The organism is Rhodoferax sp., assembly GCF_034520025.1.
Taxonomy (GTDB): domain Bacteria; phylum Pseudomonadota; class Gammaproteobacteria; order Burkholderiales; family Burkholderiaceae_C; genus Allorhodoferax.
The window spans coordinates 1,527,021-1,541,752 of sequence record NZ_JAXHNZ010000001.1 but is presented as its reverse complement, the minus strand read 5'-3'; the positions used below and the strand labels follow the sequence as shown (position 1 = coordinate 1,541,752).

The window sequence follows — 14,732 nt, the reverse complement described above, 5'->3', positions numbered from 1 at the left end:
TGACCGCTTCTGTTTTCGGCTACGCTGGGCGCACTTTTCGGGGAGCGACCATGCACATAAAAAATATCGCCCTGGCTTGCGGCTTGCTGGCCTCTGCTTGGAGCGCCCAAGCACTGCAAATCATCAGCCTTTCACCCCAAGGCGAGGTGGCGCAGGTGCGCCAGCTAGTGGCCAAGTTTGACGAGAGCGCGGTCAACTTCGGTGACCCCAAGGCCGAGGCCCCACTGACCCTGAGCTGCAGTGACGCCCAAGTGACCAAAGGAGTCGGCCGCTGGGTGAGCGACCGGGTCTGGGCCTACGACTTCGACCGCGACCTGCCCCCCGGTGTGCGCTGCACTGCGCAAGTTAAAACAGGGTTCAAATCACCCAAGGGCGCAGATATCACGGGCGCGAGCAGCTATAAATTTAATAGCGGCGGCCCGTTTGTGCGCAGCATCCAGCCCTACCAGGGCAACCGCATTGATGAAGAGCAGTTCTTTATTCTGGAGCTCAACGGCCCCGCCACGCTCGAGAGCGTAAAAGCCAATGTGTGGTGCAAGGCCTCCGACCTGGGCGAGAAGATCAGCATCCGCCTGCTGGAAGGCAAAGAGCGGACTGCCCTGCTGGAATCCCAAGGGCTGGATGCCTATGCCAAAGCAGACCCGCTGTCGTATGTGACCATGACGTGCGCGCGCCGCTTGTCGTCATCGGCCAAAGTGAGTGTGGTGTTCAGCAAGGGTGTGGCCACGCCCGCCAACGGCACCAACCCCGGTGTGCCCAACACGGTGGAGCGCCAGTTTGCCTACCAGGTGCGCGAGCCCTTTGCAGCCAACTTCAGCTGCGAGCGGGAAAACGCCCAGGCTGCCTGCCTGCCCATTCGCCCCCTGCAGCTCAGCTTCAATGCGCCGGTGTCGGCCAAGCTGCTGCAAGCCATTCGCCTGAGTGACGGCAAGAACAGCTTCAAGCCCGTGCTCGCGGAAGACAGCGGTGAAGAAGACAACGTGGTCAACAACGTGCGCTTTGAAGGCGGCCTGCCTGAACAAGCCCAGCTCACCCTCACGCTGCCCAAAGATTTTAAAGACGCGTCCGGTCGCACCCTGCGCAACGCCGACAGCTTCCCGCTCAAAACCGCCACCGCCGCCATGCCGCCGCTGGCCAAGTTTGCCGCCTCGCCCTTCGGCATCGTGGAGCGCTTTGCCGAGCCCGATGGGGTGGCGATGCTGCCGGTGACTTTGCGCAACGTCGAAGCAGCGCTGAAGGTCAAAGGTCTGAACCCCGAGCAGGACAAACCTGCAGCACAAGGCCCCGCAACCAAGGCGCCTGCCGGCAAGGTGCGTACCTTCCAGCCGGGGACGGATGCCGACATCATTGCCTGGTACCGCAAGGTATTGCGCTATGACGAGACCAACATCTCCCGCAACCAGGCCGCCCGCGAACTGGGCTCCAAGCTGCCCAAGCCCTCCACGCTCACAGACCGCGACTATGTGCAAACGCGCATGCTCTCGCTCTTAGACGGTCGCCCCGGCGCCAAAACGCTGGACCTGCCCCAGCCCCAAAGCCAAGACCCGCGCCCCTTCGAGGTGGTGGGCATTCCCCTCACCCCCGGCTTCCATGTGGTGGAGATCGCCTCCCAAAAGCTGGGCACCAGCCTGCTGGATGAGCGCTACGGCAATGGCCGCACCATGTACGTGCGCACCGCTGCACTGGTAACCAACCTGGGTGTGCACTTCAAACTGGGCCGCGAAAACTCGCTGGCCTGGGTCACCTCGCTGGACAAGGGCAAGCCCGTGGCTGGTGCCCAAGTCGTGGTGTCCGATTGCCGGGGGCAGGAAGTTGCCCGCGGCCAGACCGATGCCCAAGGCATTGCCACCCTGAGTGGCGTGTCGCCCCAAGCGCGCCGCTGCAACGGGGAAGACGGCTACTACAGCAGTGCCTACTTTGTGAGCGCCCGCGCCGCTCAGCCTGCGGCAGATGGCAAAGGTACGGTGCAAGACCTGGCCTTTACGTGGAGCGATTGGAACCGCGGCATTGAACCCTGGCGCTTCAACGTGCCTACCAGCCGCCAGCCCCTACCTGACGAAGTCGCCCACACCATCTTCGACCGCACCCTGCTGCGTGCGGGGGAAACCGTCTCCATGAAGCATGTGCTGCGCACCCAGACCAGCAAAGGCTTCGGCCTGCCGCATACACAGCCCGACACCCTGCTCATCACCCACATGGGCAGTGGCCAGCAATACGCACTGCAAATGGAGTGGCGCAAAACCGCCACCGGGGGGTTGAGTGCGGAAAACAGCTTCCCCATCCCCCAAGGCGCCAAGCTGGGGGCCTACCAGGTGCAGCTCACCAGCGAAACTCGTGGCAATGGGCGGCAGGACTTTTACACCGGCGAGTTCCGGGTCGAAGAGTTCCGCCTGCCGGTGCTGGAAGGCCGTGTCACCCCCACCGAGAAAAAGCCCTTGGTCAACGCCACCCAAGTGCCGGTGGATGTGCAGATTAACTACGTGTCCGGCGGCGGCGCGGTCAACCTGCCGGTGCGCGTGTCGGCCCTGGTGCGGGCCAAGGGCCTGAGCTTTGCGGACTACAGCGAGTTCAGCTTCTCACCACCGCAGGCCGGGCAACAAGCCCGCTCAGACGAAGGCGAAGAAGAAAACACCGCCAGCGCCGATGCGCGCGTCATCGCCGACAAAATGCCGCTCACCCTGGACAAGAACGGCGGCGGCAAACTCACCATTGCCGAGGTGCCCAAAAGCCGCCAGCCGCAAGACCTGCTGCTGGAAGCCACCTACTCCGACCCCAACGGCGAGGTGCAAACCATCCGCAGCACGCAAACGCTGTGGCCGGCCAGCGTGATTGCCGGTATCAAGACAGAGGGCTGGGTCTCCAGCGGGCAGAAAATCAAGTTCCGCGCACTGGCGCTGGACTTGTCCGGCAAGCCGCAGGCCGGCGTGGCGCTGGAAGTGAAAGCCACCGCCCGCATCACCACCACCACGCGCAAGCGCATGGTGGGCGGCTTCTACACCTACGACAACAAAACCAGCACCAAAGACCTGGGCAATGTGTGCTCCGGCAAGAGCGATGCACGTGGCCTGCTGCTGTGCGAAACCGAGGTCAATGAGGCCGGTCAGGTGGAGCTGGTGGTGACCGCCAAAGACGGCGCGGGCAACAGCATCCAGGCGGCCAGCAGCGTGTATGTGACCAAGCAAGGCGAACTCTGGTTCGGTGGCGACAACAACGACCGCATCGACCTGCTGCCGGAAAAAAAGAGCTACCAACCGGGCGAGACGGCCAATTTCCAGGTGCGCATGCCCTTCCGCTTTGCCACTGCGCTGGTGGCGGTGGAGCGCGAGGGCATTGTGCAGACCGAGGTGGTGCAACTCAACGGTCAGGACCCGACTATCAGCCTGAAGATTCAGGAAGGCTGGGGCCCCAATGTGTATGTCAGCGCGCTGGTACTGCGTGGCCGCCTGCGCGAGGTGCCGTGGTACAGCTTCTTCACCTGGGGCTATAAGGCTCCGCGCGAGTGGTGGACCAGCTTCTGGTACGAGGGGCGCGAATACGTGGCGCCCACTGCACTGGTGGACCTGAGCAAACCGGCCTTCCGCTTGGGGGTGGCCGAAATCCGCGTGGGCACGCAGGCGCATGAACTGGCTGTGAGCGTCAAGGCTGACAAGGAAAGCTACGCCGTGCGCGGCAAGGCGCAGGTCACCATCACCGTCAAGCTGCCCAACGGCCAACCCGCTGCCAACGCCGAAGTGGCCTTGGCTGCGGTAGACCAGGCCCTGCTGGAACTGATGCCCAACCGCAGCTGGAACCTGCTGGATGCGATGCTGCAGCGGCGCAGCTGGGGCGTAGAAACATCCACCGCGCAAATGGAGATCATCGGCCGGCGCCACTATGGCCGCAAGGCGGTCGCGCCCGGCGGCGGTGGCGGCCACAGCGGCGCGCGCGAGCTGCTGGAGACCCTGCTGCTTTGGAAGCCGGTAGTCAAGCTGGACGCCAACGGCCAAGCCCAAGTGACGGTGCCACTCAACGATGCACTCACCACCTTCAAGATTGTTGCGGTGGCCGATGCATCCACCGGCTTGTTTGGCACGGGCAGCACCAGCATCCGCGCCACGCAAGATTTGCAGATCATCAGCGGCTTGCCACCTCTGGTGCGCGAGGACGACCTGTACCGCGCCCAACTGACCCTGCGCAACACCACCAAGCAGGCGATGAAGGTGCTGGTAACCCCGCGCGCCACGCTATTAAATTTAGAGCAAAAAACCATTGATATACCTGCGGGAGATGCCCGTGAGGTTGCATGGAACGTGACCGCACCTGCCCAGCTCGCCTTGAGCCGCAATGAGGCCATCCTGTGGGAGATCGAGGCCAAAGACACGATCAGCGGTGCCAAGGATGCCCTCAAGGCCCGCCAACGCATCGTGCCTGCCGTGCCGCTCACGGTGCAGCAGGCCACGCTGGTACAGATCGACGGCCCGTTGACGATGGATGTGAACGCCCCCGCCGACGCCCTGCCCGGCCGTGGCGGCCTGAAGATGGCGCTGCAACCCAAGCTGGCCGAAGGCCTGCCGGGCGTGAAAGACTGGTTTGCCCTCTACCCCTTTGCCTGCCTGGAGCAAAAGACCAGCAAAAGCGTGGGCCTGCGCGACGGCAAGCTGTGGCAAACCGTAGCAGCGCAAATACCGAGCTACCTGGACAGCGACGGCCTGGCCAACTATTTCCCGCCGCGCGATGGCGAGGCCAACCGTGGCAGCGACACCTTGACCGCCTACCTCCTCGCTGCGACCCACGAGGCTGCAAGCATTGACCCGGCGTTTGCCCTCAGCGACGAAATCCGGGCACCCATGGAGCGCGGCCTCATCGCCTTTGTGGAAGGCCGTATCCAGCGCGACTTCTGGAGCCCGCGCAAAGACCTGGACATGCGCAAGCTGGCCGCCATTGAAGCCCTGTCGCGCTACGGCAAGGCCCAGGGCCGCATGGTCAACAGCATCACCATTGCGCCTAACCAGTGGCCGACGCATGCAGTGATTGACTGGCTCAACATCTTGAAGCGTGTGACCGATGTGCCGGAGCGTGACAAGCGTATTGCGGAGGCCAACCAGATTCTGCGCAGCCGCATCAGCTACCAGGGCACCAAGATGATCTTCAGCACCGAGAAGGACGACTACTGGTGGTGGCTGATGCAAAACGGCGACGTGAACACCGCGCGCCTGATCTTGAGCGTGCTGGACGACCCGGCCTGGAAAGACGACATGGGCCGCCTGGCCAACGGCTTCATCAGCCGCCAGCAAAACGGCGCATGGCACACCACCACCGCCAACCTGTGGGGCGGCCTGGCGCTGGAGAAGTTCAGCGCCAAGTTTGAAGCCGTGCCGGTGTCTGGCAGCACCAAGGCGTCTATGAGCACGGGGGCGACCAGTGTGGACTGGAGCAAGGTGGAGCGCATCAAGACCACCGATGCATCCGGCGCTGCACACCAGACCACGATGTTCGGCGCGCCCGCATCTCCGGGCAACCTGAAGAACAACACCATGTTCCTGCCGTGGAGCAAAGCTCCAGCCAAAGACACGCTGAATGTGACGCACCAGGGCACCGGCAAACCCTGGCTCACGCTGCAGTCCGTGGCAGCGGTGCAACTGACAGCGCCTTTCTTTGCGGGCTACCAGATCAAGAAAACCATCACTCCTGTGGAGCAGGCCAACAAGAGCCTGCCCGCTGGCAGCTACACACGCGGTGACGTGCTGCGCATCAGCATCGAAGTGAACGCCAGCGCTGACATGACCTGGGTCGCCATCACCGACCCCGTGCCCGGCGGCGCCACCATCCTGGGCAGCGGTCTGGGCCGCGACAGCGAGATCGCCACGCAGGGAGAAAAGAGAGAAGGCTACGGCTGGGCCGCATTCGAAGAACGCAGCTTCGAGTCCTTCCGCAGCTACTACGAGTACCTGCCAAAGGGCGTGGTGAAGATGGAATACACCATCCGCCTCAACAACGTAGGCGAGTTCTCGCTGCCACCCTCACGCGTGGAGGCGATGTACGCACCGGAGATGTTTGGGGAGACGCCGAATGCGCGGGTGAAGGTGGAGGCGGCCAAATGAGTTCAAACGCCCCGCCTACACTTTTTCGTTATGTGGTTTACAAGGTCACATTTCCCAACGGGAAAATCTACGTAGGCAAAGACGAGGGTGAGCCAGGGCACTCTTTGCGTTACTTCGGCAGTTGGGACAATGCGCTGGTCGAACAAGATTTCACTAAAGCCGAATTGCTCGACCTCACTTTACGCAAGCAAATCCTTTTTGAATCGGATAACAAACTTGAAATCCGCAAAAAGGAGAGTGAGTTCATACGGTCGCTACAAAGCAACGACCCGGAGATTGGATACAACCAGACGCATAGAAAATGCCGATCTACAACTGGGTAAGCCAGGGCTTAATTCAACGTGAGTGTTTGCAGGCATCGCGCTCCGGACACTCAATCCCAAATGCATATCCATCCCAGCACCGGGCCAACTTGGGACCACCCACTCTCAACGTAACCCTTCCAGCATGGCCACCAAGCACTGCCGCGTATCTGCCAGCGCGTCTTGTACCCCAGCCTCATCGTCCGGCAGAGAGTCCATGCCGCCATAGAGTGCGCCCAAGACGATGCGGGCTAAGCGCTCTGCATCGTGCCCCTGAAAAATGCCATGTGCTTGTATGGCCGCAATGCTGCCGCGCATGGCACCCAAGCCCTGCCGTTGGCGGATGTCACCCCACACCTGGGCTCCCAGCACCGCGGGTGCATCGACCAGCATCAGGCGGCGCATAGGCGCGTTGGTCCCAGCTTGCAGCACGGTGTCGATGGAGGCCAAAAACGCTTCCCATGCACCGCCACTCTTCCCGATCACGGCTTGGCTTGCTGCCTTGGCTGCCTGCACCAACTGCGCATCGACCTGCTCTACCACCGCAGCAAACAGGCCTTTTTTGTCGCCGTAGTGGTGGTACAGCGCGCCGACGGTCACGCCGGCATCGGCGCAGATGCTGCCAACCGGTGCTTTCTCGTAGCCCAGGTCGCTGAACCAGCGCAAAGCCGCGCTTTGCAGTGCCGCTTGGGTGGCGATGGCGTTCTCTTTGCGGCCGTCGCGTTTGTTGGGTATTTCAGTCATTGCTAGCGAAGATGATAGGGGCGCTCTTTACAAGCATAACATGATTATGTATTCTATGGTTCACTTGATCAACCTACTCCATCAACCGGAATACTTCCATGCCCATAGTCGCCCAAGTTCTCATCGCGCTGGTCTGCCTGATCCACGTGTACATCTTTCTGCTGGAAACCGTGCTCTACAAGAGCCGTGGGGTAAAGGTGTTTGGCATTTCGCCCTCTGAGGTGGAGTCGCGCAAGGCGGCCATGTCCAACCAAGGCTGTTACAACGGATTTTTGGCCGCGGCCCTGCTGCTGGGCCTGATCTACCCTGACCCGGCGATTGCCAAGGCATTTGCCACCTTCGGACTGGCCTGTGTGGCGGTGGCGGGCGTGTGGGGTGCGGTCACGGTGATGGTGCGCATTCTGTACATCCAGACGGTTCCCGCAGTACTGGGGTTAGCAGGCATCTATTGGCTGTAAGCTGTGAGGCACTGTGTTTCAGCGATGGGGTGATTCAGCCGATAAGCAAAAAGAGCAAGTTGCAGGGTTTCGTCGGCATCCAATCCCCCGAAGGCTCTGAAAAATTGTTAAATTCGCAAAATTAGTCGAGCGCGAGCCCTTCGCGTTGTCGCTTTCGGAGTTCTGCAGACATGCCACAAGCCCCCCTTCCGGACAACGAGTCCCAACGACTCGCGGCCCTTCACGACCTCGGCATTCTTGACACTGCGCTAGAGCAGGCCTTCGACGCCTTGGTGCACGCGGCGGCGGTGGTCTGTGACGTGCCGATCTCGTTGATCAGCCTCGTCGATTCTGATCGGCAGTGGTTCAAGGCCAATGTCGGGCTCCCCGGCGTATCCGAGACTCCACGCACCCTCGCGTTTTGCGCGCACGCTATCTTGGGCGATGAGATTTTGGAGGTGCCTGACGCGACCGCAGATATCCGCTTTGCCGACAACGCCTTGGTCACTGGCAACCCAGATATCCGGCTCTATGCAGGCGCCCCCTTGCGGCTACGTGACGGCAGCCACGCAGGCACCTTTTGTGTGATTGACCGGGTACCCCGGCAACTCACGGAGCAACAGCGCGAAATTCTGACCCACCTGGCCGCCGCCACCGTGCATGCGCTCGAAGGGCGCCGTGCGATTGATCATGAGCGGCGGCTGCACGTCGAAGCGCAAAAAACAGCACAAACTCTGGCTGAGGACGAGCTGCATTTCAGGGCTCTAAGCGAGGTATCGCCCCTGGGTGTTTTTGCCACCGATGCCCAAGGCGCTTGCACCTACACCAACTCTCGCTGGCAAGAAATTTACGGTCTGGATTTCCACCAAAGCCTACGCGACGGATGGATGGAAGCATTGCACCCCGACGACCGCGCGGCGGTGCTCACTGAATGGCAACAAACCGCCCAAAAACGGCTGGAATTTGACGCGGAATTCCGCATCTCGCGCGGGGACGGAGAAGTCCGCACCGTGCGAACGCGAACGCGGGCAAATCAAGACGAGTCAGGCCGCGTAACAGGCTATGTCGGCTCGGTAGAGGACATTACAGAGCGAAAACGCAAAGACGACGCCCTGCGGCAAAGTGAGCAGCGCTTGCAGCGCACCGGTCAGGTAGCTCGCGCGTAGGCGGCTGGGAGTTGGAATTAGCCACTGGCGCGCTGGTCTGGTCAGGTCAGACCCATGAAATTCATGGGGTGCCCCCTGACTTTGTGCCAGAAGTTGCCACAGCCATCAACTTCTACGCGCCAGAAGCCCGGCCCAAAATACAAGCCGCTGTCGAGACAGCGATGACAACTGGCGAGAGCTGGGACCTGGAGCTCCCCTTCATCCAGGCGGATGGCACCGAAATATGGGTGCGTGCCGTCGGAGCAGCTGAATTCCACGCGGGCAAACCGGTTCGCTTGGTCGGCACTTTCCAAGACATCACCAAGCTGCACAGCATCAAGCTAGACCTTGCACGCCAGCACGAGTTGTTGCGCGTCACCCTGCAGTCCATCGGCGACGCGGTAATTACCACCAACGCAGCGGGCGAGATCACTTGGCTCAACCCGGTAGCAGAGCGGATGACAGGCTGGCTAAATGCGGAAGCGAAGGGCAAGCCTATCGGGCATGTGTTTCATATCGTCAACGAAGAGACCCGCGCCCCGACAGAAAACCCGGTGACCACCTGCCTGGCCCAAGGAAAAACTACTGGCTTGGCACACCAAACGGTTCTGATTTCCCGCGAAGGTGAGGAGTACGGTGTCGAGGACTCGGCCGCCCCCATCCGCAGCGAAAACGGAGAGATTCTGGGCGCGGTGTTGGTGTTTCACGATGTCACCGAACAGCGTCGCCTCAGCGGTGAAATGAGCTTCCGCGCAACCCACGATGCGCTCACCGGCCTGATCAACAGAACCGAGTTTGAAACGCGGCTGCGCAATGCGCTCAATCGGGCCCACGAGGACCGGAGCAATCACGCGCTCTTGTTCATAGACCTGGACCAGTTCAAGCTCGTCAACGATGCCTGTGGTCACTCCGTGGGTGACCAGTTACTGCAGCAAGTTGGCAAGTTGTTGAGTGAAGTGATCCGCGCGCGCGACACGCTGGCGCGCTTGGGCGGTGATGAGTTTGGGGTGATCTTGGAGCATTGCTCTGCGGAGCATGCACAGCGGGTAGCTCAGCAAATTTGTGAGCGGATGGACGACTTCCGCTTCATCCATGACGGCAAGCGATTCCGCATCGGAACCAGTATTGGCTTGGTCCCCGTAGACAACCGCTGGGCCAATATTGCCGCCGCCATGCAAGCTGCGGACATTTCTTGCTATGCCGCCAAAGACGCAGGGCGCAACCGGGTACACGCTTGGTTTGACACCGACCTTGCCATGCACGCGCGCCACGGTGAAATGCAATGGGCCGCACGGCTTGAACAAGCCTTGGATGAAAACCGGTTTGTTTTGTTCGCACAGCGGATTACCGCTCTGGACGATGGCGTGCATGGACTCCATGCAGAGGTGCTGGTGCGTTTGCGCGAGACCGACGGAAGCTTGGTGCAACCCGGCGCATTCCTGCCGGCGGCGGAACGGTTCCACCTCGCCTCGCGCATCGACCGCTGGGTGCTTAAACACGCCATCCAATGCCTGAGGGAGACGCCGCACCTGTCAGGCATAGACACCTTGTGCATCAACCTGTCGGGGCAATCCATCGGCGACAGGGCGTTCCACCGCCAGGCGTTCGAAATGCTGCAAAACGCTGGCTCGGCCATCTGCCAGCGGATCTGCCTCGAAATTACCGAAACTGCGGCCGTCACCAACATGGCGGATGCCAGTGTGTTTGTCGAGCAGGCCAAAACACTCGGCTTGCGCATTGCGCTGGATGATTTTGGGGCCGGTGCTTCCTCGTTTGGCTACCTGAAGAACCTGAGCGTTGATCTTCTCAAGATTGATAGGCAATTCATCCGCGATGTCATTGACGACCCCTTGGACGATGCCGCTGTACGCTGTTTCGCAGCGGTGGCCCAAGTCGTGGGGGTGAAAACGGTGGCGGAATTTGTAGACCGGGCCGAGGTGCTGGAGCGCGTGCGCGAAATCGACATTGTTTTTGTGCAAGGCTTCTGCCTGCATAAGCCAGAGGCTATCGAACCGGTGCTCTCCAGCATCGCGCTGAACAGTAACGATTGTTAAGTTTTAACCGCTTTAAAGAACCGTTGACGGCCATTCAACAGGACTGCGAAGCCCGGGGTGGCGCTTCAATTCACCCGCAAAACTGCTCTACTTTGCGAGAACTCGGACAATTGTGGATTACGCCCGCTGCGAAACGGCACAAATTCACACATCTGCAAGGTTGAAGTTTGGTTGTTTGGAGACGGGTGCCTACACTTAGTTTCTGTATCAAACTGACTAATCTAATTTCACCTATGACCCCGCTGACACTCGGAATCGAAGGCCTAGAAAGCGCCGAGCTCAGCCGCGTTCGTATCCTGTTGCGCCTGTTGAAAGGCAACCCTCACTTCCACTGGACCTACGCTGCCGAAGGGCCTTTTGATGCCCTGTTGTGCGCAAACCCCGAGGCACTCGCCCGGAGTGCTGTGGTGATTGATGTGCTACCCACCGGTTCTGCCAGAAGCGCTGGTACGCTGGTACGCCCCATCGAGGCGGCTAACCTCGAGGCCTTACTGATGCAGCTGCAGAACCAACTGCAACCGACCGTTTTCGGTGGTTTGGAGCCGGAACTCGGCGATATTTTTGCGAGCTTTGCAGAAACGCATGCAGGAGCCCTCGACCGCGTTCCTCCGCTGACACCAGCGCTACTACCCGCTCCCCAAGCAGGGTTGAACGAAGCAGCTGCCGAACCAGAATCGAGCTTCGGCAACGAAGAATACCGGCTCAAGCGCTGGCCACCACAAGCTGTCTTGCGAGACAGCAAAGACCGGATCCGGCTGGCGAACTTGATCAGTCGCAAATCTTTTTCGATTGAGCAACTGGTGCAAAGCTCTGGTATCTCCCAGGGTGAAGTGCAAGCGTTCATCACCGTGTTGCAGAGTTTCGGCATTGTGAATGTGGCGCAAGCCACGGTCAGCGCCAGCGTGCCACGACTGAGTACCGCAACCTGTGCAGCTCCCCGTCAGAAGCAAAAACGCAGCTTCCTGTCTGCGATCCGGCGCAAGCTCGGTATTTGAAAGACTGCGACGCATGAGAGAGCACAAAATCCTGATCACCGGAACGATGGGCGCGGGCAAAACCACCGCGGTTACTGCCATCAGTGACAGCCCACCCATCACCACCGATGTGACCAACACCGACAGATCGCACAGCAAGGCCAAAACGACGGTCGGGCTTGATTTCGGCACCGTTCAGCTGGACAGCGGGGAGCGACTCCGTGTTTTCGGAACTCCTGGCCAGGAGCGATTTGATTTCTTGTGGAGTGTGCTGGCCACCAACGCGTTGGGCATCATTATTTTGGTGGACAACTCCCGCCCCAACCCGCTGCAAGACTTGAGCACCTATCTTGAAGGATTCAGCAAAGAGCTGAAAACCAGTCCGTGCGTCATCGGCGTAGGGCGTACAGACACCCATACCAACCCATCCATTGACGACTACGCAGATTTTTTGTTCCAGCGGGAGCAGCTGATACCCATCCTGCCTGTGGATGTGCGTCAGCGCGCTGATGTGCTTTTGCTCATCGACTCCCTGCTGATGCAAGTTGAGGCGATGGATTGAAGAAACCCCGCCGCATACACCGCCCCCTACCCATGACAACACACATCACCTTGAGCCCGGTGCTCAAGAATATTGCTGTGAGAGAAGCACAGACTTTTTTAGACGAAATCGCCGGTGTGAAAGCTGTCGTGATTGCCACTATCGACGGATTCGACATTGCATCGGCCACCCGGAGCGGTATTGACCCAGCGCGAATCGCTGCAATGGCCAGCTCGATTGCGGCCATCGGTGCTGTGGTGGCGCAAGAGACATCGCTCGGCGCCCCCAGCAGCGTGGTCATCAACTCCGCCTCGGGTTTTATTCAGGTGTTCACCGTGAATCGTGCGGATATGCAATTGATTGTGAATGTGGTGTCGGACAGCACCGGCGTTTTGGCACAGGTTTCGTACCGTGGACGCGCCATGATCCAGACCTTGCTGGCGGCATGAATTCCAAGTACATCCGGGCAAAGATTGACAGCATGGCCAAGACCCCTGGAGTCAGGGGTTGCGCCGTGGTTGAAATTTCTGCGGGCATGGTCTGGCACGCTGCAGGCTCTTTGGACAATTTGGTCTCCATGGCCGAAGCAGCCAGCGACTACTGGCGCCTCTATTTGCGCATGAAATCTCACTTTGACGGGTTCGGGGATCTAGACAGTTGCACCCTTACCCACCAAACGCACAGCGTGATGTTGACCGACTGTGGTGCCGACATGGTTTTCATCACCGTGAGCGACACCCAAGAACTATTGAATTTGCCTGAGTGGAGAAACAGAATTCGCCAATTGCGGCTGATTCTCGAGGCGCGTTAACGCATCCACCAGACACACCAGCTTGTGCGTAGCTGCGGGGCACTCGTCAAAATAAAAGAAGCCGCAGCATTTTTATATTTGAAAGACTTTTGACATGGCAACCATCAATCAAACTTTGGAAGACTTGCTGAGCACCGATGGTGCAATGTGCGCGGCGATTGTGGACTCCACCAGCGGCATGATTCTGGGTAGCGCCGGTTCGGGCGTCGACCTCGAAGTGGCTGCCGCCGGTAACACCGAGGTCGTGCGCTCCAAAATGAAGACTATGCGTGCTTTGGGCCTGAACGACGTGATCGATGACATCTTGATCACCCTGGGCAAGCAGTACCACATCATTCGTCCTTCCTCGCGCAAAGAAGGCGTGTTCATTTACTTTGTGCTGGACAAGAACAAGTCCAACCTGGCCATGGCCCGCCGCAAGACGGCCGACGTGGACAAAGAATTGAATTTCTAAACCACGTCGGCTTTATTGCGCTGCTTTAGACCAAGCTGGCCAAGGCAGCAGGCGAGAAGCTAGACAACTCCGCCGTACGGCCGTCGCGCACTTTTAGGGCCCAATCCGGGTCGCTGATGAGCGCACGGCCTACGGCCACCAAATCAAAGTCGCCCCGATCAAAGCGGCGCATCAGCTCATCCAAGGACGCAGGTTGTGAGCTCTCCCCCCCGAACGATGCAATGAACTCCCCGCTCAAACCCACCGAGCCCACGGTAATGGTAGGCCGCCCGGTGAGCTTTTTGGCCCAGCCGGCGAAGTTCAAATCCGAGCCGTCAAACTCCGGCTCCCAAAAGCGCCGCTGCGAGCAGTGGAAGATGTCGGCACCCGCATCCGCCAGCGGCTGCAGCCAAGCGGCCATCTCGTCGGGCGTCTGGGCGATGCGGGCGTTGTAGTCTTGCTGTTTCCATTGCGAGAGGCGGATGATCACCGGGTAATCGGGGCCCACCTCAGCGCGCACGGCTTTCAAAATCTCAGCGGCAAAGCGGCCACGGGCGACCAGATCGCCACCATATTTGTCGGTGCGCGCATTGGTGCCTTCCCAGAAAAACTGGTCGATCAGATAGCCGTGAGCACCATGCAGTTCGATCGTGTCAAAACCGAGGCGCTTGGCAGCGCCGGCAGCCTTGGCAAATGCGGCGATGGTGTCGGCAATGGCCTCGTCGGTCATGGGCTCGCCAAAGGCTTTGCCGGGGCGCGACAGGCCGGAGGGCGAGTCCACGGGCGGTGGCGCTGTCCAGGTGGTGCGGGGGTTGCGGGCAGCGCCCACGTGCCAGAGTTGCGGCGCCATCACGCCACCCGCCTGGTGCACGGAGTTGATAACGTCTTGCCAAGCGCCCAGAGCGGCATCGCCCCAAAAGTGCGGCACATCCGGGTCGTTGCTGGCGGATGGCCGCTGCACCACTGTGCCCTCAGAAACAATCAGGCCCACAGCGGCAGCAGCGCGCTTGCGGTAATACTCAGTCACCGCCGGGGTAGGCACACCGCCGGGCGAGAAAGAGCGGGTCATGGGTGCCATGACAATGCGGTTGGCAAGCTTCAAGCCTTTGAAGCTAAAGGGCTGGAACAAGGGTGCGGCGTTAGACATAAGAGCAAAAGGTGGGTGGGTTGCAGATCAACACAGTTTACGCAGACCGGCCACGGCACACCGT

At 60.2% G+C, this 14,732-nt stretch carries 12 protein-coding genes; 10 read left to right on the top strand and 2 right to left on the bottom strand.

All coding sequences use genetic code 11. The features are described from left to right. The first annotated feature begins 50 nt into the window (after window positions 1-50). Entirely contained in the window at window positions 51-6,080 is a 6,030-nt protein-coding gene (locus U5L73_RS07400) for an alpha-2-macroglobulin family protein (protein ID WP_322561738.1), read from the top strand. Beyond that, the gene (locus U5L73_RS07395; protein ID WP_322561737.1) at window positions 6,077-6,403 is read left to right on the top strand and encodes a GIY-YIG nuclease family protein; all 327 of its coding nucleotides are present in this window, start codon (window positions 6,077-6,079) and stop codon (window positions 6,401-6,403) included. Before U5L73_RS07400 ends, U5L73_RS07395 begins: the two co-directional genes overlap by 4 nt. Before the next feature lie 105 nt (window positions 6,404-6,508). Here U5L73_RS07395 and U5L73_RS07390 read toward each other — a convergent pair whose 3' ends face one another. Continuing rightward, entirely contained in the window at window positions 6,509-7,126 is a 618-nt protein-coding gene (locus U5L73_RS07390; RefSeq protein ID WP_322561736.1) for a TetR/AcrR family transcriptional regulator, read from the bottom strand. A gap of 98 nt (window positions 7,127-7,224) precedes the next feature. Here U5L73_RS07390 and U5L73_RS07385 point away from each other — a divergent pair, with 98 nt between their 5' ends. From U5L73_RS07385 to U5L73_RS07350, 8 genes are all read left to right on the top strand, one after another. After that, window positions 7,225-7,584 carry a DUF1304 domain-containing protein gene (locus U5L73_RS07385; protein WP_322561735.1) on the top strand — a complete coding sequence of 120 codons (360 nt, stop codon included), beginning with the start codon at window positions 7,225-7,227 and terminating at the stop codon, window positions 7,582-7,584. A gap of 170 nt (window positions 7,585-7,754) precedes the next feature. Then, complete coding sequence (locus tag U5L73_RS07380; protein WP_322561734.1) at window positions 7,755-8,729, top strand: PAS domain S-box protein; 975 nt, start codon at window positions 7,755-7,757, stop codon at window positions 8,727-8,729. A gap of 11 nt (window positions 8,730-8,740) precedes the next feature. Beyond that, entirely contained in the window at window positions 8,741-10,762 is a 2,022-nt protein-coding gene (locus U5L73_RS07375) for an EAL domain-containing protein (RefSeq protein ID WP_322561733.1), read from the top strand. A 233-nt stretch (window positions 10,763-10,995) separates the two neighbouring features. After that, on the top strand, window positions 10,996-11,757 hold the full coding sequence (locus tag U5L73_RS07370; RefSeq protein WP_322561732.1) for a hypothetical protein: 762 nt from the start codon (window positions 10,996-10,998) through the stop codon (window positions 11,755-11,757). A gap of 13 nt (window positions 11,758-11,770) precedes the next feature. Further along, the gene (locus U5L73_RS07365; protein ID WP_322561731.1) at window positions 11,771-12,298 is read left to right on the top strand and encodes a GTP-binding protein; all 528 of its coding nucleotides are present in this window, start codon (window positions 11,771-11,773) and stop codon (window positions 12,296-12,298) included. A gap of 32 nt (window positions 12,299-12,330) precedes the next feature. Beyond that, window positions 12,331-12,726 (top strand): roadblock/LC7 domain-containing protein, encoded by a 396-nt coding sequence (locus tag U5L73_RS07360; protein WP_322561730.1) that lies wholly within the window; start codon window positions 12,331-12,333, stop codon window positions 12,724-12,726. After that, the gene (locus U5L73_RS07355) at window positions 12,723-13,088 is read left to right on the top strand and encodes a hypothetical protein (RefSeq protein WP_322561729.1); all 366 of its coding nucleotides are present in this window, start codon (window positions 12,723-12,725) and stop codon (window positions 13,086-13,088) included. The genes U5L73_RS07360 and U5L73_RS07355 overlap by 4 nt, the downstream gene beginning before the upstream one ends. A 94-nt stretch (window positions 13,089-13,182) precedes the next feature. Next, on the top strand, window positions 13,183-13,542 hold the full coding sequence (locus U5L73_RS07350) for a hypothetical protein (protein WP_322561728.1): 360 nt from the start codon (window positions 13,183-13,185) through the stop codon (window positions 13,540-13,542). Between the two features lie 25 nt (window positions 13,543-13,567). Here the strand turns inward: U5L73_RS07350 and U5L73_RS07345 are convergent, their stop codons facing one another. Then, entirely contained in the window at window positions 13,568-14,668 is a 1,101-nt protein-coding gene (locus U5L73_RS07345) for an NADH:flavin oxidoreductase (RefSeq protein WP_322561727.1), read from the bottom strand. Between the last annotated feature and the right edge of the window lie 64 nt (window positions 14,669-14,732).